21 protein-coding genes and 2 pseudogenes are annotated in these 23,391 nt (G+C 61.8%); 5 read left to right on the forward strand and 18 right to left on the reverse strand.

Translation table 11 applies throughout. The features are described from left to right. Positions 1-244: 244 nt before the first annotated feature. Together ACD578_RS30115 and ACD578_RS30120 are read right to left on the reverse strand one after the other, a co-directional pair. Entirely contained in the window at positions 245-1,525 is a 1,281-nt protein-coding gene (locus ACD578_RS30115) for a hemolysin family protein (RefSeq protein WP_404294634.1), read from the reverse strand. Between the two features lie 72 nt (positions 1,526-1,597). Next, on the reverse strand, positions 1,598-2,266 hold the full coding sequence (locus tag ACD578_RS30120; RefSeq protein ID WP_404294635.1) for an exopolysaccharide biosynthesis protein: 669 nt from the start codon (positions 2,264-2,266) through the stop codon (positions 1,598-1,600). Between the two features lie 282 nt (positions 2,267-2,548). Between ACD578_RS30120 and ACD578_RS30125 the strand changes: the two genes are divergently transcribed. Then, complete coding sequence (locus tag ACD578_RS30125) at positions 2,549-3,661, forward strand: IS110 family transposase (RefSeq protein ID WP_404294637.1); 1,113 nt, start codon at positions 2,549-2,551, stop codon at positions 3,659-3,661. A gap of 250 nt (positions 3,662-3,911) precedes the next feature. Here the strand turns inward: ACD578_RS30125 and ACD578_RS30130 are convergent, their stop codons facing one another. After that, the gene (locus tag ACD578_RS30130; protein WP_404294638.1) at positions 3,912-4,898 is read right to left on the reverse strand and encodes a transposase; all 987 of its coding nucleotides are present in this window, start codon (positions 4,896-4,898) and stop codon (positions 3,912-3,914) included. On the opposite strand from ACD578_RS30130, the gene istA reads away from it, so the two are divergent. Next, entirely contained in the window at positions 4,868-6,157 is a 1,290-nt protein-coding gene (istA, locus tag ACD578_RS30135) for an IS21 family transposase (RefSeq protein WP_404294640.1), read from the forward strand. The two genes, ACD578_RS30130 and istA, sit on opposite strands and share 31 nt — an antisense overlap. Beyond that, positions 6,157-6,957 (forward strand): IS21-like element helper ATPase IstB, encoded by an 801-nt coding sequence (gene istB / locus ACD578_RS30140; protein WP_404292504.1) that lies wholly within the window; start codon positions 6,157-6,159, stop codon positions 6,955-6,957. The genes istA and istB overlap by 1 nt, the downstream gene beginning before the upstream one ends. A 7-nt stretch (positions 6,958-6,964) precedes the next feature. Here istB and ACD578_RS30145 read toward each other — a convergent pair whose 3' ends face one another. From ACD578_RS30145 to ACD578_RS30165, 5 genes are all read right to left on the reverse strand, one after another. Beyond that, a complete protein-coding gene (locus ACD578_RS30145; protein ID WP_404294642.1) occupies positions 6,965-7,546 on the reverse strand; it encodes a helix-turn-helix domain-containing protein in 582 nt (193 codons plus the stop codon). Positions 7,547-7,872: 326 nt separating this feature from the next. Beyond that, positions 7,873-8,052: a hypothetical protein gene (locus ACD578_RS30150; RefSeq protein ID WP_404294643.1), complete on the reverse strand. Its 180-nt coding sequence runs from the start codon at positions 8,050-8,052 to the stop codon at positions 7,873-7,875. Between the two features lie 54 nt (positions 8,053-8,106). Beyond that, positions 8,107-8,412, reverse strand: coding sequence for a hypothetical protein (locus tag ACD578_RS30155; RefSeq protein ID WP_404294644.1), 306 nt, complete (start codon positions 8,410-8,412; stop codon positions 8,107-8,109). 321 nt (positions 8,413-8,733) lie between these two features. Next, positions 8,734-9,762, reverse strand: coding sequence for an LLM class flavin-dependent oxidoreductase (locus ACD578_RS30160; protein ID WP_404294646.1), 1,029 nt, complete (start codon positions 9,760-9,762; stop codon positions 8,734-8,736). Positions 9,763-9,909: 147 nt separating this feature from the next. Continuing rightward, a complete protein-coding gene (locus ACD578_RS30165) occupies positions 9,910-11,289 on the reverse strand; it encodes a dicarboxylate/amino acid:cation symporter (RefSeq protein WP_404294648.1) in 1,380 nt (459 codons plus the stop codon). A gap of 230 nt (positions 11,290-11,519) precedes the next feature. Between ACD578_RS30165 and ACD578_RS30170 the strand changes: the two genes are divergently transcribed. After that, complete coding sequence (locus ACD578_RS30170) at positions 11,520-12,080, forward strand: hypothetical protein (RefSeq protein WP_404294650.1); 561 nt, start codon at positions 11,520-11,522, stop codon at positions 12,078-12,080. Here the strand turns inward: ACD578_RS30170 and ACD578_RS30175 are convergent. The 9 genes and pseudogenes from ACD578_RS30175 to ACD578_RS30215 all read right to left on the reverse strand — a co-directional run. Continuing rightward, positions 12,071-12,904: an IS4 family transposase gene (locus tag ACD578_RS30175; protein WP_404295565.1), complete on the reverse strand. Its 834-nt coding sequence runs from the start codon at positions 12,902-12,904 to the stop codon at positions 12,071-12,073. The two genes, ACD578_RS30170 and ACD578_RS30175, sit on opposite strands and share 10 nt — an antisense overlap. Before the next feature lie 16 nt (positions 12,905-12,920). Beyond that, positions 12,921-14,600, reverse strand: coding sequence for an IS1182 family transposase (locus tag ACD578_RS30180; protein ID WP_404294577.1), 1,680 nt, complete (start codon positions 14,598-14,600; stop codon positions 12,921-12,923). Positions 14,601-14,655: 55 nt separating this feature from the next. Next, entirely contained in the window at positions 14,656-14,907 is a 252-nt protein-coding gene (locus ACD578_RS30185) for a hypothetical protein (protein WP_404294652.1), read from the reverse strand. Positions 14,908-15,024: 117 nt separating this feature from the next. Continuing rightward, positions 15,025-16,406 (reverse strand): annotated as a pseudogene (locus tag ACD578_RS30190) (sigma-54-dependent transcriptional regulator). Then, positions 16,403-16,642 carry an ATP-binding protein gene (locus ACD578_RS30195; protein ID WP_404295568.1) on the reverse strand — a complete coding sequence of 80 codons (240 nt, stop codon included), beginning with the start codon at positions 16,640-16,642 and terminating at the stop codon, positions 16,403-16,405. The pseudogene ACD578_RS30190 and the gene ACD578_RS30195 overlap by 4 nt, the downstream one beginning before the upstream one ends. A gap of 432 nt (positions 16,643-17,074) precedes the next feature. Continuing rightward, positions 17,075-18,034, reverse strand: coding sequence for a LysR family transcriptional regulator (locus tag ACD578_RS30200; RefSeq protein ID WP_404294654.1), 960 nt, complete (start codon positions 18,032-18,034; stop codon positions 17,075-17,077). A gap of 13 nt (positions 18,035-18,047) precedes the next feature. Further along, on the reverse strand, positions 18,048-18,641 hold the full coding sequence (locus ACD578_RS30205) for a polysaccharide deacetylase family protein (protein WP_404294656.1): 594 nt from the start codon (positions 18,639-18,641) through the stop codon (positions 18,048-18,050). Continuing rightward, positions 18,638-19,270: a NodA family N-acyltransferase gene (locus ACD578_RS30210; protein ID WP_404294657.1), complete on the reverse strand. Its 633-nt coding sequence runs from the start codon at positions 19,268-19,270 to the stop codon at positions 18,638-18,640. The genes ACD578_RS30205 and ACD578_RS30210 overlap by 4 nt, the downstream gene beginning before the upstream one ends. A gap of 1,042 nt (positions 19,271-20,312) precedes the next feature. Beyond that, positions 20,313-20,869 (reverse strand): annotated as a pseudogene (locus tag ACD578_RS30215) (IS5/IS1182 family transposase); the annotation flags it as partial. Between the two features lie 84 nt (positions 20,870-20,953). Here ACD578_RS30215 and ACD578_RS30220 point away from each other — a divergent pair. Next, positions 20,954-21,901, forward strand: a complete 948-nt coding sequence (locus ACD578_RS30220; protein WP_404294659.1) for a transposase — start codon at positions 20,954-20,956, stop codon at positions 21,899-21,901. 7 nt (positions 21,902-21,908) lie between these two features. On the opposite strand, the gene ACD578_RS30225 is transcribed toward ACD578_RS30220, so the two are convergent. After that, on the reverse strand, positions 21,909-23,282 hold the full coding sequence (locus ACD578_RS30225; protein ID WP_404294661.1) for an IS110 family transposase: 1,374 nt from the start codon (positions 23,280-23,282) through the stop codon (positions 21,909-21,911). Between the last annotated feature and the right edge of the window lie 109 nt (positions 23,283-23,391).

A 23,391-nucleotide genomic window follows, 5' to 3' on the forward strand; every position in this document is an offset into this window, starting at 1 on the left:
GATGTGGATGATGGCCTCGCGCGCTTGCGCGTCATCCTCGACGACGAGAATGGATGGTGCGGCAGACGAAGGTAAGATGGAATCCAAAATCGGATCCTCCAGTTGCGGTCGCGCTCGTGGGCGCAAGAGCAAGAGAAGGAGTCCGACATCGCGAGCGGCGACCCGCTCGCCAGAGGGGCCCGGACCCTAAGGCTACGCTAAGCTGGGGAGTGGGCGAACCGAAAGCAAGAGCCGCACTTGGTCGTCAGTGGATTGACGCTGTTTCAGCCTGGGAAGTCTCGTTGTCGGTGATGCGCTGGGCCAGCACCTTGTCGATCCGGCGCCCGTCCATGTCGACCACCTCGAAGCGCCATCCCAACGTCTCGACGGCTTCGCCTGCATTCGGAAGATGCTGGAGCTCGCCGATTACCAGACCGGCCACTGTCTCGTAGTTGCGCCGCTCCGGCAAGGCGATCCCGAGCTGCTCGGCCATCTCGTCGGCCGGCATCCAGCCGGCCAGGAGCCAAGAGCCATCTTCCCGCCTCACCGCCTCGGGCTCGGCTTCGCCTTCATCCGAGCGGAAGGCACCGGCGATCGCATCGAGGATGTCGGCTGGTGTGACCACGCCATCGAAGTGGCCGTACTCGTCATGCACCAGCGCCATCGGCACCTCGGCCTGCCGCAGCACCTCCAATGCATCCAGCGCATCGAGGGTGTCAGGGATGATCGGCGCCTTGCGAATGTGCTTGCGGATATCGAGGGGTTCGTCCCTGAGCGAGGCGGCGAGAAGCTCCCGCGCCTGTACCACCCCAAGCATGTTGTCGGGATGTCCTTCGGCCACAGGAAGGCGGGAGTGAGGCGTGTTGATCAGGATCTCGCGGATGTCGAACTCGTCATCGTCGAGATCAATCCAGTCGACGTCAGTGCGTGGCGTCATGACCCCGCGCACCGCCCGGTCGCCGAGACGCAGCACGCCCGAGATCATCTTGCGCTCGTCGGTCTCGATCACGCCGGCGGTCTCGGCCTCTGCCACGATGGTGCGGATTTCCTCTTCCGTCACCGCGCTGTCCGAGCCGGTGCTGCGCCCGAGCAGGCGGAAGACCAACCGGGTTGAGGCATCGAGCAGCCAGACCACGGGAGCCGCGATCTTCGACACCAGTGCCATCATCGGGGCCACGGCGCAGGCGATGGCTTCGGTGTTGCTGAGGGCCAGGTTCTTGGGCACGAGCTCGCCGATGACCACGGACAGGTAGGTGATGATGGCCACGACAAGGCCGTAGCCGATCAGGATGTCGGCCAGACGGTCGCCGAGGGCCGCACCCGAATATGCACCGGCCAGGATACCGACCAACGTGATGCCGATCTGGACCGTGGACAGGAAGCGGCCAGGATCCTCGGCCAGGGCCAAGGCAGTATTGGCACCGGCCCGACCCGCTTCCGCCATGGTCTTCAGACGGGCCTTGCGGGACGAGACGATGGCGAGCTCGGACAGGGAAAACAGCCCGTTGAGCACGATCAGGAAGGCGACGATGGCCAGTTCAAACACGGGGGTTCCGGTACGCGAGGCACCGCTCCAGGATTGTTGGAAGGTAAGTGATGGGACTCTGGTTGGGATCCGTCAGCCGATCAGAACCCATGGCTGGTCGATGAAAGCGCGGACGCCAGCGATGAGTGCCGAGGACACCGCCGCCAGGATCAAGACACTGCCGATGGTGCCGAACCAGCCGACGAGCGTGGCCAGGCCATCCCGCTCCAGGAGGCCGAGCGCAAAGGCGGCGATAGCCCAGGCGGGCGGAATGTTGCCGAACGGGATCGGCAGGAGAAGGATGATCGCGAGCAGCAGCCAGGCGGCACCGACGATCCGCTCGTTGACCGGATGGAGCAGCACGGAAAGCCGGGGCCGCAGGTTGCGCTCCGCCCGCTGAAGGACTGGGCTGAGCTTCGTCGTCAGACGGACAAAGAAGTCGCGGGAGATCGACTGTCGGCGAATGAAACGCGGCATCCACAGGGCAGGGCGGCCCAGCATCAACTGGGCGGTCACGAACAGGAGCGGAGCTCCCAGGACCACCGACAGGCCCGGCGGCAGCGGCAGCATGTTGGGGACGGCGAACACGAGCATCAGGGCGCCGAAGGCCCGGTCGCCGAAGGCATCCAGCACGTCGCCGAGACTGACGGCCGCGGCAGGCCGGCTCGCGAGCTCGGTTAAAATCTCGGAAAATCGTCGTCGGGGTTCAGCGTCCGCGTCGGGGGAGACGACGGGCGCGAGGGTACTCGAAGGGTCGGGCATGATCTCGTCTGAATGAGCTTGCACATATGAGGGCGTGAGGTTGTCCTGTCAAATACGTCAACCGTGGGACCATTTTGCCCGGGCCGGCTGATCCGTTCGGCGCCGTCAGAACCTGCTCCCGGGGTGTACAGGCACTCACACGCATTCACCTCCCGCGGTGGTCAGCGCCGGTGAGCCCCACTAGTCCCTATGATTGCAGGGCGTGAGGGCGGCCCGTCATCCGATATGCAACGGTACGAGGGTTAAGCCGGCACAGAGCCTCATGCATAGGAGACGGGCCTGATGAAGCATACCAGATTTGTGGGCTTGGATGTCCACAAGGATCAAATCGCGGTCGCGGTGGCCGAAAGCGGGCGTGGCGGCGCCGTGGAATACCTCGGCCAGATCGCCAACGATCCAGCGACCATCAGCAAGCTGTGCACCCGGCTCTCTCGACCTGGCGCCACCCTGTCGTTCTGCTACGAGGCCGGTCCCTGCGGCTATGGTCTTCATCGCCAACTGACCAGCCTCGGCCATCGCTGCGAGGTGGTGGCGCCGTCCTTGATCCCCAGCAAACCGGGCGACCGCGTCAAGACCGACCGCCGCGACGCCACCCTGCTGGCCCGTCTCCATCGAGCTGGTGAGTTGACTCCGGTCTGGGTGCCCGATGAGGCCCATGAGGCCATGCGTGACCTGATCCGCCTGCGCAGCACCGTGCGCCACGTGCTGACGCGGGCCCGTCAGCACCTGCAGGGTTTCCTGCTGCGACACGGACGCTCACAAGGGGCTGCGAGAGCCTGGAGCGTGGCCTACCGCCGCTGGCTGTCGACCCTGGCCTTCGATCATCCCGCCCAGCAGATCGCCTTTCAGGATTATGTCGATGCCGTCAGCGATGCGGAACGACGGCTCCAGCGGGTCGAGGAGCAGATTCACGCTCTTCTGAGCGAGTGGACCTTGCGTCCGGTTGTTGATGCCCTGCAGGCTCTGCGTGGCATCGCGCTGATCAATGCCGTGGTGCTGGTCAGCGAGGTCGGCGACTTCACGCGCTTTGCCAACCCGCGCCAGCTGATGGCGTATTTCGGCATGGTGCCGGGGGAGCGCTCGACAGGCCGGACGGTCCGGCGGGGCGGCATTACCAAGACCGGCAACAGCCATGCCCGACGAGCGCTGGTCGAAGGCGCCTGGGCCTACCGCATGAAGGCGCGGATCGGCCGTCATAAGGTCGACCAGATCGAGGCCTTGCCCAAGCCGGTGCGCGAGATCGCCTGGAAGGCCCAGGTGCGGTTGTGTGCCCGCTATCGACGGCTGACCGCCCTGGGCAAGACCGCCAATGTGGTCACCGTCGCCATCGTGCGGGAGATGGTCGGATTTGTCTGGGCGATTGCCTGCATGGTCCAGTCCCCCAAGGCCGCGTGAGCGATCGTCCGCAACCTTCCAGCAGAGGAGGATGACCGAACGTGTAGCAGACCCTCGGCGTGGTCCATGGCGCTGGGGGTGGGACAATGCCGGGGAGCCCTCGTCTCCACTATGAGCCTGTGATGCTCGCCCTCTAGACCGAGGCAGCCCCAAACGAAGCAAGGTCATGCGGTCCAACCCGCGGATGAGAGTTTGTTGACCGACGTTGGCGTCCCACCTCCTGCACCCTGGATCCGCCGTACACAGTCCTCTACCGTTGCTTCCACGCGACGGGCCGACATTTCACGTCTAAACCCCCTTGTCCGCAATCATGAGAGTGGGTCGTCTGCTGTAGGACTTGGCATTTTGCTGGCTCCTTTGGCTTGGGCTGAGGGAGTGGCTGGCGCGTACAAGCTCCGGAGCCGCCGAGCCGGTGGAGCGGGTCCTGGGACGCGCGCCGTCGTCGCTGCCGGCGTTTGCCGTTCCAGACAAACGGCGTCGGCTGGGCATTCCAGCTTCGCGCCGTCTGCTTGAACCAGCGGCCGATCTCCCCAGGGCTGTGCGGATGGTGCCCGGCGAGCGCGCGGCGTTTGAGGACGCGCTGGATCGACTCGGCCATGTTGAGCCAACTGCCACCCACGGGGGTGTACAACGGCATCACGCCATGGGCGCACAACCACAGCACCAGCTCGGGCGTCTTGTGGCCGGTGAGATTGTCCCACACCAGCAGAAGCCGCAGCGGCGGCAACTCCTCCGGCAAGGTAAACGGCAGCGTCAATCCTGCTTGCCACATCTCCCAGGCGGCGCGCGTAGCGGCGGGATCTTGTACGGGAGCCGGCGCCGGCAACTCCGCGAGAACTGCGCTCAGGTGCTCCCGCAGCCACGGATGCAGCACCGCATTCGTACATCGCTCAGCCGATTGCAGGCGCACCTGGCCTGAGGCGGGATGGAACAGCGTCAGGATCTTGGTCGTGCCGCCGCGGACATACTCGTGCGGCTGGGTGGCAGGGTGGCCCTGCGGCTGCCACGACACACCAGGATGGGGAATGGCCTGGAACGGACCGGCCTCATCCTCACACCAGACGGATAGCCTCTGTTGGGCAGCCTGCGTGTAGGCCTGCTCGATCAGCTTTTTTTGGCAGACGCATCCGGATTGTCGGCCGAACTGAGAAACTGCCCCCCTGACGAAACGAAGAACTGACCCCCTCCTTGGCAAAGGAGGAATAGATGTCGACTGGGGTTTCAGTGGATCCTGCATTGTCGCGGACGATGCGGGGAGAGGAGATGCTTCAGGCTGAGGAGGTGGCCGCGATGCTGCGGCTTCATGAGCTTGGCTGGGGTGCCAAGCGGCTGGCCAAGGAATTCGGCTGCGCCCGCAACACAGTGCGGCGGTATTTGCGCGAGGGCGGGGCTGTGGCGTTCCGCAAGCCCGTGCGCCGGACCGCGTTCGACGGCTTGGATGACTGGCTGCGGGAGCGCTTCTTCCGGCATGGCGGCAATGCCGACGTGGTCCGCCAGGAACTGGCGAGCGAGCACGGGATCGTCATCGGGCTGCGCTCGGTGGAGTTGCGGGTGCAACGCTGGCGCCGCGAGCTGAAGGCGCAGATGCGCGCAACCGTGCGGTTTGAGACGGCACCGGGTCAGCAGATGCAGATCGACTTCGGCGACACGCGGGTGTGGATCGGTGGCGAGCGGGTGCGGGTGCACCTGTTTGTGGCCACCCTGGGCTACTCGCGCCGGCTGCATATCCGTCCCTCGCTGCGGGAACGCCAGGCGGACTGGTTCGAGGGTATGGAAGGCGCCTTTCTGCGCTTTGGCGGGGTTCCGGCCGAAGTGCTGTTCGACAATGCCAAGGCGCTGGTCGAGCATCACGATGCGGCAACACGGGAGGTGCGCTTCAATGGACGGCTTCACGCCTTTGCCCGCTACTGGGGATTTACCCCGCGCGTCTGTGCGCCCTACCGGGCGCGCACCAAGGGAAAGGACGAGCGTGGGGTCGGCTACGTCAAGAAGAACGCCATTGCCGGCCGCTGCTTCGAGAGCTGGGCGGCCCTCGAGGCCCATCTGGACCGGTGGACGCGCGAGATCGCCGATCAGCGGGTGCATGGCACGACAGGCGTGGCTCCGGCGGAGCGCTTTGCGTCCGAGGCCGGGGCGCTTCGCCCCCTCGGCGGACGAGCCCCGTTTGGGCAGTTGCGGGATCTGGTGCGCAAGGTTCAGGCGGACTGCGCCATCGACCTGGACACGAACAGCTACTCGGTGCCCTGGCGGCTGATCGGGGAGAGCGTCCAGGTGGTGGTGCTGGGTGGGCGGGTGATCGTGCGCCATGCCGGTGAGGTGGTGGCCGACCATGCCTTGTGCCGGGGGCGCCGGCAACGGATTGTCGAGCGGGCGCACCTGACCGGCGTGGTCGGCGCGGCCGGGCCGGTGCGATCGGCGTCGGCGGACCTCGATCCGCCTCCCGCCCTGTTGCGGCCGCTGGCCGAGTATGAGGCGCTTGTGGGAGGAGGCTGGTGATGACGGGTGTCGATCACGAGGGGCTGGTGACGATGCTCGACCGGCTCAAGCTGACGGCGATCCGCGACCAGCTCGACACGCTGCTGGACGAAGCAGCCCGTTCCGACATGACCTTGCGCGAGGCCCTGGCGTTCCTGGTTAGGCGCGAGATCGCACGGCGCGACGAGCGGCGGATTGCCATGGCGAGCAAGATCGCGCAGTTCCCGTTTGTGCGGGAACTCGACGGCTTTGAGTTCGACGCGCAGCCGTCGCTGGATCCGCGGCAGATCCGGGAGTTGGCGACCTGCCGCTGGATTGCGCATGGTGACGCGGTTTTGCTTTTAGGACCTCCAGGCACCGGCAAGACCCATTTAGCGGTGGCGCTCGGGCGGGAGGCGATCCGGCAGACCTGCAGCGTGCAGTTCGTCACGGCTGCCACGCTGGTGGCGATGCTGGCCAAGGCCCATGACGATGGCGTGCTCGACAAGCAGCTGACGATCCTAGCACGGCCGAAGCTGCTGATCATCGACGAGCTCGGCTACCTGCCGTTCGAAGCCAATGCAGCGCATCTGTTCTTCCAGCTGGTATCGCGCCGCTACGAGCGCGGCTCGATCCTGATCACCTCCAACCGCTCCGTGGGCGAATGGGGATCGGTGTTTGGCGACGCCGTTGTGGCGACGGCGATTCTGGATCGCCTGCTGCATCATTCGACGGTGATCACCATCCGCGGTGACAGCTACCGGCTGCGCGAAAAGCGCCGTTCCGGCCTACTGCAAAAGGCTGGAGCGGCATTCGAAACCGAGGGAGCCACAAAGCAATGAGAGGGGGTTAGATCTTCAATTCGCTCAAGGGGTCAATTCTTCGGTTCGCTTGACACGGATCGCTGACGCGCACCAAGCCGTCCTGGCGCCGACGCAGCGCCGCGCCGGTCTCGCACCAGGTGCGGCTCTTCTGCCAGCTCAGGCCCGCCTCGTGCAGGATCCGGGCGATGGTGAACCGGCTCACCCGCGGCAGGCCATCAGGGGCTTGGCGCAAGGCCTTCTGCAGCAGGCTCAGCGACCAAGTGGCGGTGCCATCCTGCTCCCGCTGCGGCGCTCGCGCCCACTCAGCCAGGATGCGCTGCTGCTCGTGAACCCCGTAGCGGAGGCGCGGCCCGCCGCCATGGTGCGGGCGCACAGCCGCCAGCCCTTCGCGGTTGAAGCGGCTGACCCAGGCCGAGATGGTCTCGTTGTGGCCGCGCCCGACCAGATCGGCGGCGGCGGTGTAACTGGCTCCATCGGCAATCGCCAGCAGGGCGCGAGCCCGGTCGACTTCAGCGGCGGGGGCGCTCGGTGAGCGGCTCAGGCGAGTGAGTTCTTTGCGCTCGGCCGCGGTGAGTGGGCGCAGCGGATCTTTCTGGTGGCGCGACATGGGGCACCTCGCAGCACGAGGATCACCACACCACTATACCAGATCCCACGGCAGACGACCCACTAGCACTCGACGCCCGCGCTATCGCCGCCCGACATGCGGGGATGCTTGGATAGCAAGGTGAAGACGCGATCCACTTTGCTGTCTGGGGTCTTCATGAAGTTGCCGTCCTAGTCGGCCTTGTCGCAGCCGCCCAGCCTTGTTCCGCGAATGACAGGATCTCCGAATCTTCAGCCTCGGCGAACCAGGGATAGACGTTAAAGCTGATATCAAAGACGCGATCCTCGGAACGGGTTCGAGCGCAGATCTTGGGCGTGTCGCGGGCGTTAAACATCGGCATCGGTCCCTTCGATAATCTTGCGGGTTTCCTCGACGCCGAGTTGGCTGATCAGGAATGCAATCTGACCGGGCAGGCCGTCGTTACTGGCGGCGGAGGCTGCCGATACGGCTGCCGCACGAACCGCTTCATCAAGGCTGCTGTCAGAAAGCCCGCGGGATTCGGCCATTGCCATCAGCTCCCATGTGTGCGTAGACATCCTGTGCTCCATTCCTTTGAGCGATTAGACAGGAATTTCAAGAAGCCTCTTAGTCGAGAGGCTCATCGAAGGTGAGTCGATGTTCGTCATGAGTACGCCGAGGGCGCTGATCTCATTGACGAAGCGGCTGACGTCAGCGGTGAGGTTGTCCGACACCAGGGCTAGGTACGGGGCCTCGGCGACGATCACCCGCCACGGGCCACGGTTGACGCGGCATTTCTTCGTGGCCACGTCGACTGCATCGACCAGGTTGATGACGTGAGCGCTCTCGTCATCGATCTCGGGCACATCGCCGGGACGAGCAATGTCGCGGCAGGTATTTGCGAACAAGATACCAAGGTCGCAGACAAGACGCTGACGGACGTAGCAAGCGAAAGGTGTCTGGCAGCCGAAGCCGGGGCGAGGTCCTCGATGCGACCCAAAACAGTGGCGAACTGCTCGAGCTGATCCATGGCGTCTCCTTTTCGGGGTTTGAGAGTGATTGATGGTCGCCCGGATACCTGCCAAAGGTACGGCTGCGAACGGGAGCATTCAAATGGCACATCAATCCCGCCATAAAACAACATGGTCATCCTCGGTGGCTGCTTGGAGAATATCGATAAGCTTTTCCACCATGACTTGATCTCCAACGGCGGATAGCGAACTTCATCGTCAGCCAAGTCGATCCATAATCTCGTCATGAATCGCCTTTGCGGTATATAGAGAGGCATCTAGTTGCAGGTTCCCAAATGCGAGTTGACAAAGAAGGTAGTTGGCACCTGCCGCTTCCACGTGACTGAGAAGAGTTTGTCGCACAGAAGCTGCCGTTCCTGCTACACACAATTCACTTTCGACTGCTGCATCGAAGGTCAGCGGCAGGTTTGGGGGAGTCGGGACGGCATTAAGGTCGTAAAGGTATTTAAAACTCTGCAGCCATTGTTCGTAAGCAGGTGCCGCGAGCGAATAGGCGTGTGTGTCAGAGTTCCCGATCACGACCATACGGAGCAATCCAAGAAATGGCGCTTGATGGTCCGCGTCAGTGCTGTGCCCTCGGTAAGCGCGGAAGGCATCAGTAATTCTTCGAACCGAAGAGCAAGGTCCTACGCAGGCGATATTTGCGCCATTCGCAGCGGCCCAGCCTGCGGTCTCGGGTTGATTGGCGGTAATCCATATCGGCGGATGTGGTCGCTGATGCGGGCCTAGCGTCAAAGGAACGCCGTTCAGCTCAAAATGGTCGCCTTGATAGGACAGTCTGCCGCCTTTCATCGCCTCAATAAGGATATCACTTGCTTCCGCATAACGGCCTGGCGCGTCGTCGACGCCAATCTCGAAGTAACCTAGTTCGATCGGGAGTGAGCCGCGTCCGATACCCAGCTCGAGCCTACCACCGCTCAGTTGGTCCAGCATACAGATCTCTTCAAACGCCCGCAGCGGATGAGAAAGAACAAGCAGCATTACTAACGGGCCGATACGAAGTCGCCGTGTCCGCTGTGCAACACTCGATAGGAAGAGGTTCGGAGATGGACCTCTCCCATGCGGGGTACAGTGGTGCTCTGCGAGATGGTATGCATAGAAACCGAGGTGATCGCACGCCTCTGCTAAGGCCAGACGATCTGCGTACTGTCGGGCGATGTCGCCGCCGTCATCATCCAGATGGTCGAAAATGCCGCAAGTTAACTTTGAAGAATAGTCGTGTCTCACTCAGTTATCCCCATGTTTGCAAGGGAAGTTGACATTGCGCTTGTGCGCGGGCGCAAATGGTTTTTGCGCTCGTCGCATTAAGCGCTTCCGATCTCATTGACCCACGGGCCATTGTTTGGTGTCTGCGGGGCTATTGTGCAATGCTTGTCACGAGCCGGCCGATTTAGTGGGTTGCGATGCAGCGACCTTACTCGGCGGGTGCGTAATCGGTGGTTGCCCGGTTACTGTCTCAGCGAGCCGATGGCCGAGAAGTGCAGCTTTCAGCTGCGCTTGGTCCAACTCACCTTCCCAACGGGCGACCACGAGGGATGCCACTGCGTTACCTACGCAATTCGTCATTGCCCGGCATTCTGACATGAAGCGGTCGATGCCAAGGATCAAAGCCATACCGGCAACGGGAACACTCGGGACTACAGAGAGCGTGGCGGCCAGGGTGATGAAGCCCGCCCCTGTAACGCCTGCTGCACCTTTCGACGAAAGCATCGCAACGAGCAGCAGGAGGACCTGATCGTGAATCGACAGATCCGTATTTGTCGCCTGCGCGATAAACAGGGCCGCCAGCGTCATGTAGATGTTGGTGCCATCCAGATTGAAGGAATATCCAGTCGGGATGACAAGGCCCACCACCGAACGCTTGGCGCCGGCCTTCTCCATTTTCTCCATAAGAGAGGGCAGCGCAGCCTCCGAGGACGACGTTCCGAGGACCAGCAGCAATTCTTCCTTGATGTAGCGGATGAGAGAAAAGATCGAGAAGCCGTTGTAACGGCAGACCGCGCCGAGAACCACGAACACGAAGAGGGAGGCCGTGATATAGAACGTCCCGACCAACATTGCGAGATTGATCAATGTGCCAATGCCATACCTGGCGATTGTGAAGGCCACCGCGCCGAAAGCGCCGATCGGCGCAGCCTTCATCAGGATGCTGACCAGCTTGAAGATTGGGGCGGTAAGTGCCTCGAGAAAGCAAATGACCGGCCTTCCTTTCTCCCCTACCAGCGCGAGCGAGACGCCGAAGAGGATGGAGAAGAACAGCACTTGCAGGATGTCGCCTTCTGCAAATGCGCCGACAATCGTGACCGGGATGATATCCATCAGGAATCCTGTCACGGACTGCTTGTGGACCTGCGCGGCATAGGCATTCACGGCGTGAGAGTCGAGCGAGGTCGGATCGATGTTGAGGCCTGCGCCCGGCTGAATGACATTGGCGGCGACGAGGCCGACGATCAGGGCGAGCGTCGAGAAGGTAAGGAAATAGACCATAGCCTTGCAGATGACCCGGCCGACCTTCTGCAGATCACTCATGCCCGCAATCCCTGTTGCAACTGTCAGAAATATAACGGGCGCGATGATCATCTTGACGAGCTTGATGAAGGCATCGCCTAGCGGTTTCAGGTTTTCACCAATTTCCGGATAGAAATGGCCGAGTGCGACCCCGAGAGCAATTGCGGCAAGCACCTGCACGTAAAGCTGGGCATAAAGGCGCTTTTGGGGCGCAAAGTTTGCGCTTTGGGCTTGTGGCGTCAGCATTTGCTTCTCTCCTTGGCCGGATCGGGGCGGGCTCCTGCTCGCTCTTGGAGCTTCTCCGGACGTCGCTCCTGTCGAATGCTACTGCGACCTTGATCGCAAGAATCATGCCAAACCAAGAACGGGCGAATCGCGCGGATTTCAGGTATCTTGAAACCTTTGTGCAGCAAGCCTGTGCGAATTGCCGCGTTGGCGGTCGTCCCTCTGGCGGGATCCCGCACTAAGATTCGTCAATGATCAGTCTGGAGAATGCGGTAGCAGAAGACGACGTCGACAAAGGCACCTTCCAGCAAACGCCATGGACCTTCCGGGGCAGATCGGCCAATGGCCGATCTTTCTGGCTTGCGGTCTTGCTTGCACTTCTTGGTGCGGCACTCTCGTTTGTCGTCCTTGCAAAGGGCCGCATCGCCAGCACCAGAGCGGAGTACGCCCTACGGGACCGTGCTCTTGCCGCGCTCCCACTCGCAGCCGACGCTTTGGAAGGAAACGTCGAGAAGCAGAAACTGATTCCGCTGATCTTGGCACGCGATGGTGCGGTTCAGGAGATGTTTCGCAGCCCGGACCATGCCAAGGATTCTGGGCTCGACGACAAGCTTTGTGGTATTGCCCGGGACGCCATGGCTTCCGTGGTCTATGTCATCAACACAGGGGGCATAGCGGTCGCCGCGAGCAACGCCGGCGAGCGGACCAGATTTGTCGGTAATGACTACCGTTTCCGCCACTACTTCACCGAGGCGATAGCGAAGGGCAGGGCCACGCAGTATGCGCTTGGCGCGGCTTTCAATTACCCATAGATTTGTGCTCCAATCCTAGCGCCGAGTTCGATATCCATCAGGCGCGAGAGCCCTCTCCACATGACGGTGTTTCCTGGCGGAGGATCATGGCCACGGGCGAGATAGCCCATGCAGGCGATCTTGGTTAAGTAGTAGGAGAGCGTCTTGCTCCGCAGCAACACCTGACCCTTGTCTCGCACCAACTCGTCGAGCAGGCCCGTCAAGGCCAGATGTGGCGACACGTCCGGAACGACACGATTGAGCATCGCCAGCCAGAAGATCCGCCAGCTCACGATGCAGTAGATGCTGAGCAGGTTCACCAGCCACTCAGCCGTTCTGAGCTTGCTTTCCTCCGCCCGGCACCCGGATTTGAGGATCTTGTGGAACAGCTCGACCTTCCAGCGCAGGGCGTACCAGTCGAGAATCTGGATCGCGTCGGCGCGGGATTGTACCGGCAGATCTGTGATCAACTTCCAGTCGATCTGCGCCCGATCGCGCGGCTTATCACGTTCCTGCGCGTGGATGACCGTCAGGGTGAGAGCCGGATAGCGCTTCCGCTTGCCGATCGGGAGCAGGACGTGGATCCGGCGGTATTTGAGCTCCACGGTCGCAAGGCTCACATGGCCTTTTGGGCCGCGAACCTCAACCTGCTGCAGCCCTTTGACCCTCACCTCCTGCATCTCGTCCGCGATGGTGTGCTGGCCATCGCCCGCCGGCCGATCCACACAGGTCCGGACCAGAAAGTGCGTGCCCAGAGCGCGAGCCGTGCAGAAGAATTCGTAGATGTCGTTCTCGCGGTCGCCGATATGGATGCAGCGCTCCGGTGGACTTGCTCCGAAAAGGATACTGCTGGCGAATTGATCATGCTGGGATGGGAGCCATCATGAGCTTGGTAAAGGCGGATTGCCGGGTTCGTGCGAGCGGCGTGCCCGCAAACCAAGCCCCGAGTCGGATGAGGTTCATGGCGGCCGCCGTCAGCACGTGTTGAAGGTGCGTTTTGGCGAGACCGATATAGCGCGAGCGCCGCAGATGCATGACCCGGACGCCTGCCGAAATCGTTCCCTCGATGCCAGCGCGCCGTCGATACTCTTTTGAGAAGGCAAGCTGCCCCTCGCGCTGGCGAGCCGCCTCCAGCGTCTCGTGTTCCTCGCGTGGTCGTAGCGTGAGCAGTCGCCGCCCGCTTCGGGTACACTGTGTCTTCAGGGGACAAGGTCGACAATCTGTTGTCGAGAAACGAACCTTGAAGGCGGTCCGTCCCTGATGGTCGTCGGGACTCCAGCTCTTGCTCTGATGCCCGGCCGGGCAGGTCGCCACTTCCCGCTCCCAATCGAGGCGGAAGTCCTGCACCGTGAAGCCCTCGCCTGAACGGGCCTGCCATTGATCATCCTTGGGAGCCGGGCCTAACAGCGCGACACCCTTCCTCCGGCTGGCGACAAGCTGGTCGGCCGCAACATAACCGGCATCGGCCAGATGAGTACCGGGCAGCAGGCCCTTGGCTTCGAGCGCTGCATGGATGTCTTCGAGCGCGTCGCGATCAACGACAGGTGCCGGCGTAGTCTCCACATGCGTGATCAGGTGTGGTCCGCCCTCATCGCACGTCTCGGTCAGATGCACCTTGTAGCCGATCCAGATCGTGGACTGCTTCCTGGCGTAGTGCACCTCCGGATCGTAGGGCGAGGCGAGCATCAACAGCGAGGGTGGAAATCCCTCCTGTTCGGTCCGCCATCGCACCAGGGGAGTGGCCTTAGATCCGGCGGCCGGGACATCGCCAATGATGGAGAAATTCTGGAGCCAGGCCTGCCGCAGCAACTCAACGGCCGGGATCTGACGCAGCCATATCGGAGCGCCAGGAGCCATGATGGCCGCAAGCAACTGATGACCATCGCGGCCGATCTGCTCGGCATGAGCACGCCGCTTCGTCTCGCCTTGCGGCACGTCATGATCGCCAGCCCGCCGGTCATATCGCTCCAGCCAAGCAGGATCCGCCTCAGCGCGCAGCCACTCGGGGGCCGCTATCGCCAAGGCATTCAGGGCCGCGCGCAGGGTTTCGGTCACGCATTCGAGACGGTTCAGGGAACGGACGGTTCCGAGCACATGGGTCGAGTCGGTGCGCTGCCGGCCCCGGGCACTGAGCAGCTTCAGGTCACGGCACAGCGCCAACAGCGTGTCGAGCAGATGCTCCTCCGCGCCGCCGGCCACGAGACGGCCGCGGAACTCGCTCAGAACCGAAGCGTCGAAGCCAGGGTCGGTCAGCTCCAGGCCGAGCAGATACTTCCAGTCGATGCGACCGCGGACCGCATCGGCCGCGCGCCGGTCGGGCAGGTTCTCGGCGAACTGGAGCAGGGTCACCAGCGCCAGCCGCCACGGGCATTCCGCCGGTTGCCCGCAAGGGGCGAAGAGGGGTGCGAACTGGGCGTCGGTAAAAATCGTCCCGAGGTGGTCACGCAAGCGCAGATAGGGATTGCCACGGGGAAAGGCCGCACGGGCAACGGTTGCGGTTGACGCTGGGACATTCCCACTCAAAGTCGGGCGGAGCGACATGAGAACCCTCCAGGTCTGAACCCAAGCCCCCTACAGCCTGAACGCCGAGCCTGCCTCAATCGCTCCACCCCGTTCGCCAGCAGTATCTTAAGCGAAGCAAGACCAGGAAGCGCTTGCGCGCAAGAATGCCGAACTCGAGTACCGCGTCAACCTGAGTACGGCGAATCTCCGTCGCAAGAACGAAGTGCTCGCTGACGAGATCGCCGAACGCGAGAATGCCGAGGCCAGGGCCCATCGCCTGCGCGATGAACTCGCGTAGGCGAACCGGCTGATTATTCTTGGGCAGAACGCGGCCAGGGTCGTCCATGAGATCAACCACGATGCGGATTAGGGCAAAGAAGCGTGGCAATCGGCACAAGCGTGCTCTAACTCTTCCGAGCGCTGGCGCCAACACATCATCGCGGTCCTTCCACGATGCGAAAGTTCACGAAGCTTTCGAAGCGTCGCGATCCTTTCGATAATCGGCCGATTTTATCCCGTGACGTTTCAGCTTATCGTAAAAGGTCTTGCGGGGCATTCTAAGCGATTCTATTACTTGTTGGACATCGCCGCAATGTTCCTGCAAGGCTTCGTGAATTACAGTTGCTTCATAACGGCGCACCTTTTCAGCAAGGCTTATGCTGGGTGAAGCCCAGCATTTTTGAGTCGAAGCAACCGAAGTTTCCAATACCGGTTCGAGCCCTAGGGCGACGCGGTCGGCAAAATGAATGAGTTCGCGAACATTGCCGGGCCACTTGTGGCTCATGAGATGGTTGCGCACGGCCGCGGTCAATTCCTGCACCGGCTGGTCAAAGCGTTTGGATGCCCGCTCCAGAAAATGGCCGAAAAGTACCGGAATGTCTTCGTGGCGCTCGCGAAGGGGGGGATGCGTAGCGTCACTACGTTCAGTCGGAAATAGAGGTCTTCCCGGAAATCCCTGCGGATCGTTGGATCACCGAGATCGACCTTCGTCGCAGCGACGACACGAAGGTCGATGCTTCTGGTTTCGTTGGTGCCGAGCGGCGTGATCTGCCGGGTTTCGAGCACCCTCAGCAGCTTCACCTGAAGCGGGGGCGGCATAGACTCGATTTCGTCGAGGAAGAGCGTCCCACCGTTCGAATGCTCAATCCGCCCGATCCGGCGCCTCTGCGCTCCCGAGAAGGCGCCTGCCTCATGTCCGAAAAGCTCGCTCTCGATGAGGCTTTCCGGTAGCGCACCGCAATTCAGTGCAACGAAGGGCTTCGTGCGCCGCTTGCTCCACTGGTGCAGCAGCTCAGCGACTACCTCCTTGCCGGTGCCAGTTTCGCCTTCCACGAGGACGTCCACATTAGTATCGGCGATTTGGCGGAGCGTTTTGCGCAGCCGCATCATGGCTGGCGCCTCGCCGATGAGCGGCAAATCGCCAGCGGAACGAGTGACCGTGTCCTTTAAACGTCTATTTTCCAGAGCCAAGCGCCGTTTCCCCGAAGCACGATGCAGCGTCTCCAGAAGCCGCTCCGTCGCATATGGCTTTGGGATGAAATCGTAGGCACCGCCCTGGATGGCGGCGACGGCCAACTCGACGTCACCATGCCCGGTGATGAGGACGACTGGAATATCTGGGTCGATCGCCTTTACTCGCTCGAAGAGCTGGAGTCCGTCCATTCCAGGCATGCGAATGTTGCTCACGACGGGACCCTCGAAATCCTTATCAATCCTGGAGAGCGCGGTCTCGGCCGAGCGGAAGAGGATCGGACAGAAGCGGGCAAGCTCCAGCATCTGCTTAGTTGCCCGTAGCAGATCTTCGTCATTATCCACAAATATAACCGGTCGTTCTTCAGCACTCATGCTGCACGTCTCAGCTCGATAGTGAAGGAAGACCCTTTCTCATGGATCATATCGAGCCGCAATGACCCGCCGAGCTCCCATGAGATATCTTCTGAGATAATCAGGCTAAGACCGAGGCCTTTTTCCTTATTGGTGGTAAACGGCATGAAAAGGTTCCGGCGAATTTCGGGGGCAAGGCGGGGACCGTTATCTCGAACGGAAATGGCGACCATTTCTCCCATCTCGGCAAGCGCGATTTCGACCCGAGATTCCGGGTGGTCCTTCGAGGCGTCGAGTGCATTCTGAAAAAGGGTTGACGAGAATCTGCTCCAATCGGATGCGGCTTGCCACTACAGTTGGAGACGAGTGGCTCCGTTTTCGTTCGATCATCACCCCGGAATCACAAATTCGGCCCGAAAGGAGCGACAGAGCACCATTGATCGCCTCTTCAGCTGGGATCGGCCCCATCGATCCGGTTGCGCGGAGGGAGAAGGAATGTAGTGTTGCTGCAATTGGCCCGATCCTTCCGGTCATGGCGATGATCGAGCTCAAATTCCCAGCAGTGTCTTGTGTCCGGTCGCTCTGAAGAAGGCGCACAGCACTTTCAGCATAGGTTCGGATCGCTGCTACAGGCGCTGCGATGTCGAAGGGAAGATTGCCTTCCGTCGCAAGATCACGCGGAGTGGCAATCATGCTGAGGTAGTATTGGAGCGCCTGAGGTGTTCAATGGGTTCACACGAGGAGGCCATGAGCGACGCCTGGTGCAATAACACCTCGCGCATCCAGATGCTTGCTGGATCAGTATTGTGAAAGGCAGGCCATTGGACGGCTTCGGTAAAAGGGGGAAGTGGCAAAGGAGATTCGACGATCCGTAGGGGCATCGTCTTTGCGAAATGCTTGGCCAGGCGCAACGGGATCGTCGCTATACGGTCGGTGCCTGATAGCACGGGCGGGATCATGGTGAAGGCGTCTACGATGATCTCGAGCCGTCTCTTGAAACCGTGCTCGAGCAAAAACCAATCCTCAACAGAGGGCCTTCGCGTCCGTCCGAACTTGACCGCAACGTGCCCCATTGACATGTATTTCTCGAATGTAAGCTGCCGTGGGAGCTGCTTGTTCATGCCGCAGCCTACACATACGAGTGTCTCGTCGAACAGTGCCTCTCTCGGATGCATGTCCGACATAAACAATTCGGGAAGGATTAGAAAGTCAATGTCACCGCGCCGGAGAAGTTCATCGGGGTCGTCGTCGAGTGGCAACAATTCGAGGCTGACGGCGGGAGCTTGCTGGGCAATGCGCTCTACGACTTTTCTGAAAAATACGAGTGTCATGAAGTCGGAAAGGATGATCCGGAAGCGGCGATCCGATTGGGCTGGGTTGAACCGGTCACAGGACATAATGGAGAGCTGGATATGCAGCAGAGTCTCGCGGACTGCGGACGCGAGCCCTTCCGCACGCGGTGTGAGGACAAGTTCGCGCCCTACCATGGTGAATAGCTCATCACAGAAATAAGCCCGTAACCGGCCGACGGCCGCGCTCATGGCCGGCTGGCTCAGGTTGATGCTGCGTGCCGCCGCCGTGAGGTTACGCTTGGTCATCAGAGCGTCGAGCGCGACGAGGAGATTTAGATCAAGGCCCTTGAAACGCATGTTTTCCCTGGATTCATAGCGTGGATGGGTGCCATCGAAACGATCGTTTTTTCCACTCTTGCGGAACGATTCGATGCGTCCCTCTAGATACGGTAGGAGGGAGGAGGCTTTTGCCGGCGCTCTCAGGTTCGGTAGTGGCTGTTCTGGAGAAAAGTTGCAGCTCCCCGACCATATCGAACGCGGCGAGCTCCTTCGAAAGACCTATGGTCGACGCCATTGTCGACGCAGAGACTACTTCTTCGGTCCAAGTCCCATACTGCGCGCGGCTATAGCGCACCGAGGCCGGCGAGCAGGCCATCCCGATGGCCCCGTCCGCCGCAAGTATTTCACGTTGCACTCGGACGGACCCGCGCACGGGATAGGTCATCGTGTGATTGCCTACCGCAGGCATTTCTGCGATTAGTCGACGGACTAGCTCGAGGTTCTTTGCGGCGTAGGCATCGATGACGAAGAAGGTCGCTGGCGCACGGTGTTTCGCCAGCATATCGAGGATCTGCGGTGTGAAGATCGGATTGGGGTCGTCATCGAAAGTTAAATGAACGCTGCGACTGCCGGTACCATCAGCGCACTCACAGGACATCTTGGATATGTAATTGAGGTGTTTCATAGCTCCGATCCGTTCCGATCTATGATCGTACCTGTCGGCCAATCGCTCATCGGTCGCAAAATCGGTAAAACTACAACGAGTACGTCCTCCACGTGCGTGGGCGGCAGGTCGAGATACACATCTGGCTGGGTGGAGCGCACGCGAACCCCCGGCACGATCGTCGCGAGAGCCGGCCGCCCGAGCAACCTTGCGATGTGGTTCTGGAGCGCGGGCCGAACTGTGCCGAAAGCGAATGGAACGCCAAGCACTTGCAGCACTGGATACATGACGCGAATTGAGTGGCTGACTCCGAGCCCCTCGAGATCCGCGCGTACCCCGTACAGTCCCAGTTCAGCTACCAGCAGATCGACTCCGCCAACTTTGATGAAACGGCGCAGTAAACCCAAATGAGCAGCGACACCACGTGCATCGTAGCCGATTGCACGAAGCTCAGGCCTCGCTCTGGCCCAACTTCGATTGCCTTCGAATAGCTGCCCATTAAAGGCGCCGGTCGGTTCATAGGTCTTTCGAAAGAAGTCGGCGAGTTCGAGATGGTCGGCCAGCTGCAACTCATTCTCCCAGCACAGCCTCCACTGCAGTTGAGAGCGCCTTGAGAGAACTCCCCTAGCGCTTGATGTCGCGATATTCATCGGGGCCTCCTCCGCGCCGGCCGGCATTTGGGAGTAGATTTGATGTACGAGAGCAGCTCGCTGCCGCTGAATGGCATGCTCAGGTAGTAGGACACGCCGGCTCGCAGCACCCGCGCCCGGTGGCCGTCGCCGTGTCGGCCGGTGAGCAGAATCGTGGGATCGGCCTTTCGGGATGCGACCCGATGCTCGTGTAGATCGAGCCCCGTCACCCCGGGCACCTGTAGTTCGCAATCGAGCAGGATGCGGTCCGAACGCGGCTGGGTTCCAGGAACCCGTCTGCAGTCTGATACAGTTCTGGGATGAAGGCCGCCGAGAAAAGCATGTCCATCAACGCCTCACGGACCGATTGATTGTGGCCCACGATCAAGATTACATCGAGTGCATGTGCCATTCGTACGAGGTCTACCATTGGCCTTCCCTGCACCTTCTGCTCGATTTCATTGCGATGGATATAAGGCCATTTGGCCGTATCCGGGAGCATCTGGCGCCTGCGATCGGCGACCTGCCAATCTTCACGAAGCTAAGGCAAAGTCGAAGGTTGACTCAATTATACGGGGGTAATCGGCCGATATAAAAAGGGGTGAGAAAGCTATACGAAGGTTTATAGTTAGCAAGCGCCTAGGCCCTTTAGGCTACCTTGTCGTATCAAGCTGGCGCGATGCAGTTTGGGCAGACCGGAGAAAGTGGTCGTATTAGACATGTGCCTCTGATGATGATTGGCGTCTCGCTGAGAATTCTTCACAGAGGCAGAGCAAAGATCGATAGTCATCCTGATACCCGAGTTCTATTCCCCTAAGCTGACGGTTGCTATCCGTCATTCGGTGGAACTGGTAAAATCCATTGTTTAAATGGCACCCATCCACGCTGTGGATACGGTGCCAAAATTGACCGAGAAAATGAAGGCGGGCGGATGAGCGTCGCGGCAGCCATAGCCACCATCCTGGATTAGCGGTTGGAGGCGCGGCATCCATTCACTGTGCGGCCCGATTACGACACGGTGGCACAACACGTAGTCGTCCGGAAGATATTGTTCCGGCTTGAGTCACGCCCGTTGAGGCGATAGACCATAGCCCACCAGCATCGGGACGAGAACACACAATAGTGCCGCCAACCAGCGCAGCAAGAGTGAGAGTTTGTAGCCGATGGCGATCAGGAGGACGTTGATGCGGTCGCCGTCACGTCCGTTCGAATGACTGTGCCACGTGCGGTGCTCGGCTTTCAGATACCCGACCACCGGCTCGCTCGCCGCTTCATCCCGCGCCTCAGGGCTGTCGTGCGCCGCACCTGGCCCGAGATCCAGACCCCGAGATCCAGACCTGGAAAAGGTTTGGGTGATCGTGGCCGTGATAACCCTTTATCGACATGCGTGCGCTTGACTTCAACCCTGGTCATTGCGGCGATATCGGTTGCCAGCGTGTGACCGTCATACGGATTGCCGTGCAAGGCTCGGGCCTGCGGCACGAGCTGGCCGCCCTTAGGCTTTGTGGCCGGAGTGACGACGCTCCCCTTGCACCCAAACTCATACGGCGTGCGGGCTTTGCCATCGCCGATACACTCCACCTTGGGTGCATGCAGGGCGTTGGTCTTGCTCCGGTTTTGGTACTACTGGCGAACGGGTTGGAGCCCTTGAGGCGAGGTCAGCGTTCTGGGTTTGTGGGAATTGTCACAATCCTGGAAGGTTCCATGTCGCTCCGCCCGACTTTGAGTGGGGATGTCCCAGCTTCGACCGCAAGCGTTGCTCGCGCGGCCTTTCTCCATGGTAATCCCTATCTGTGCCTGCGCGACCGGCTCGGAACGATCTTCACCGACGCCCAGTTCGCCGAGAACCTGCCCGACCGGCGGGCGGCCGATGCTGTCCGCAGCCGCGTCGACTGGAAGTATCTGCTGGGTTTGGAACTGACCGATCCTGGCCTCGACGCTTCGGTTCTTGTGGAGACAACGCCGGCGCCCGTCGTTGATCGCGACGCTCCCGAAGACATCCATGCAGCGCTCGAAGCCAAGGGCCTGCTGCCCGGTACTCATCTGGCCGATGCCGGTTATGTTGCGGCCGACCAGCTTGTCGCCAGCCGGAGGAAGGGTGTCGCGCTGTTAGGCCCGGCTCCCAAGGACTACCAGTGGCAGGCCCGTTCAGGCGAGGGCTTCACGGTGCAGGACTTCCGCCTCGATTGGGAGCGGGAAGTGGCGACCTGCCCGGCCGGGCATCAGAGCAAGAGCTGGAGTCCCGACGACCATCAGGGACGGACCGCCTTCAAGGTTCGTTTCTCGACAACAGATTGTCGACCTTGTCCCCTGAAGACACAGTGTACCCGAAGCGGGCGGCGACTGCTCACGCTACGACCACGCGAGGAACACGAGACGCTGGAGGCGGCTCGCCAGCGCGAGGGGCAGCTTGCCTTCTCAAAAGAGTATCGACGGCGCGCTGGCATCGAGGGAACGATTTCGGCAGGCGTCCGGGTCATGCATCTGCGGCGCTCCCGCTATATCGGTCTCGCCAAAACGCACCTTCAACACGTGCTGACGGCGGCCGCCATGAACCTCATCCGACTCGGGGCTTGGTTTGCGGGCACGCCGCTCGCACGAACCCGGCAATCCGCCTTTACCAAGCTCATGATGGCTCCCATCCCAGCATGATGAATTCCTAAGAAACAACTACTGCGGTTGAGGCGGGCTCTGCCTTTTCCAGGACATAGCCGAGTGACTTGGCGCGGCGGCGGAGATTGCTCAGCACCCGCTGCCGGTAGCGTTCCTCGTAGTAGGACGCCCCGGGATCGGCATAGGTCATGCCGTGGCTCAGCGTGTTGTAGACCAGCACCGCGATCTTGCGCGCCGTCGCGGTAATCGCCTTGGCCTTGCCCACCCGCGCGGCGAGCCGCCGGTAGAAGGCGCCCAGCGCCGTCTGGGTGCGCCCGACCGCGCCCGCGGCCAGCCGCAACAGCGCCGCGACCCGGCTGCCGGAGCGGCGCGTGCGGCTCGACAGCACCTTGCCCCCGGAGATCTTGTTGTGCGGCGCGAGGCCGAGCCAGGAGGTGAAGTGCTGGGCGCTCGGCCAGGCCGCGAGATCCGTGCCGCACTCGCTGACCAGCTTGAGCGCCAGGTCGGGTCCAATCCCATCGATCTGGGTCAGGTCGACCCCGAGGATCGCATGCAGGGCCGCGCGCACCGGTACGGCCGGCTCATTGGCCTGCGGCTGCGCGCGACGGGGCAGCGGCAGCGCCGCCGCCGGAGGCGGGTTCTGGGCTTGCAGGCGCTCCAGTACGGCCGCAATGCGCTCGTCGCAGGCGGCCACCTTGGTCTGGTAGATCTCATACAGCTCCAGCGCCTGGGCCAGGGCGAAGACGTGCTCCTCCCGATCGTTGCCGACCAGCGCGGCGCGCAGAGTCGCAAGCGGGGTCTTGCAGCGCCCGTCGCGCAAGGCGGCCAGGCGGTCGGGATCGCGCTCGCCGGCGACAAGGGCCCGGATGATGCGCAGCCCCGTCTGGCCGGTGATGTCGGCCACGGCGTGCTGGAGCTGCAGGTTCATCTGGGTCAGCGCCTTCTGCATGGGCTGGATGTGGGCGGCGGCAGCTTCCAGGAGGCGCTCGCGCTGGCGCAGATAAGAGCGCAGCGTGGCGATCTCGCCTTGCGGGTGGAAGCTGGCCCGCAGAAGCCCGTACTCATGCAGACGCTGCAGCCACTGGGCGTCGCACACGTCCGTCTTGCGGCCCGGCACCTGCTTGACCTCGCGGGCATTGACCACCACCACGGCAAAGCCGCGCTGGGTGAGGATCTCGTAGAGCGGGATCCAGGAGACCCCGGTCGACTCCAGGGCCACCGTGGCGACCCTGCATTGCTCAAACCAGTCGGCGAGGCGCTGCAGGTCGCCCGTGAATGTGCCGAAGGTGCGCACCGGCTCGGGATCACAGCGGAGCAAGACGGCCGCCACATGCATCCGGGCGCCGATATCAACGGCGGCCGCATGGGGGTGGACCGGGGCGAGATCCCGCTGCAGGCGGGATGGCGACTTGCGCGTCATGGCAGGCTCCTCCTCGAGACATCAACGGAGGGCGGGGCTGTGCGAGATCATCACATTCCTAACCGGGATCGCCTGGGCGTCACCACTCTCAAGTGCGCAGCAGCCCGTG

This window comes from Microvirga sp. RSM25 (genome assembly GCF_044784385.1).
GTDB lineage: Bacteria > Pseudomonadota > Alphaproteobacteria > Rhizobiales > Beijerinckiaceae > Microvirga > Microvirga tunisiensis.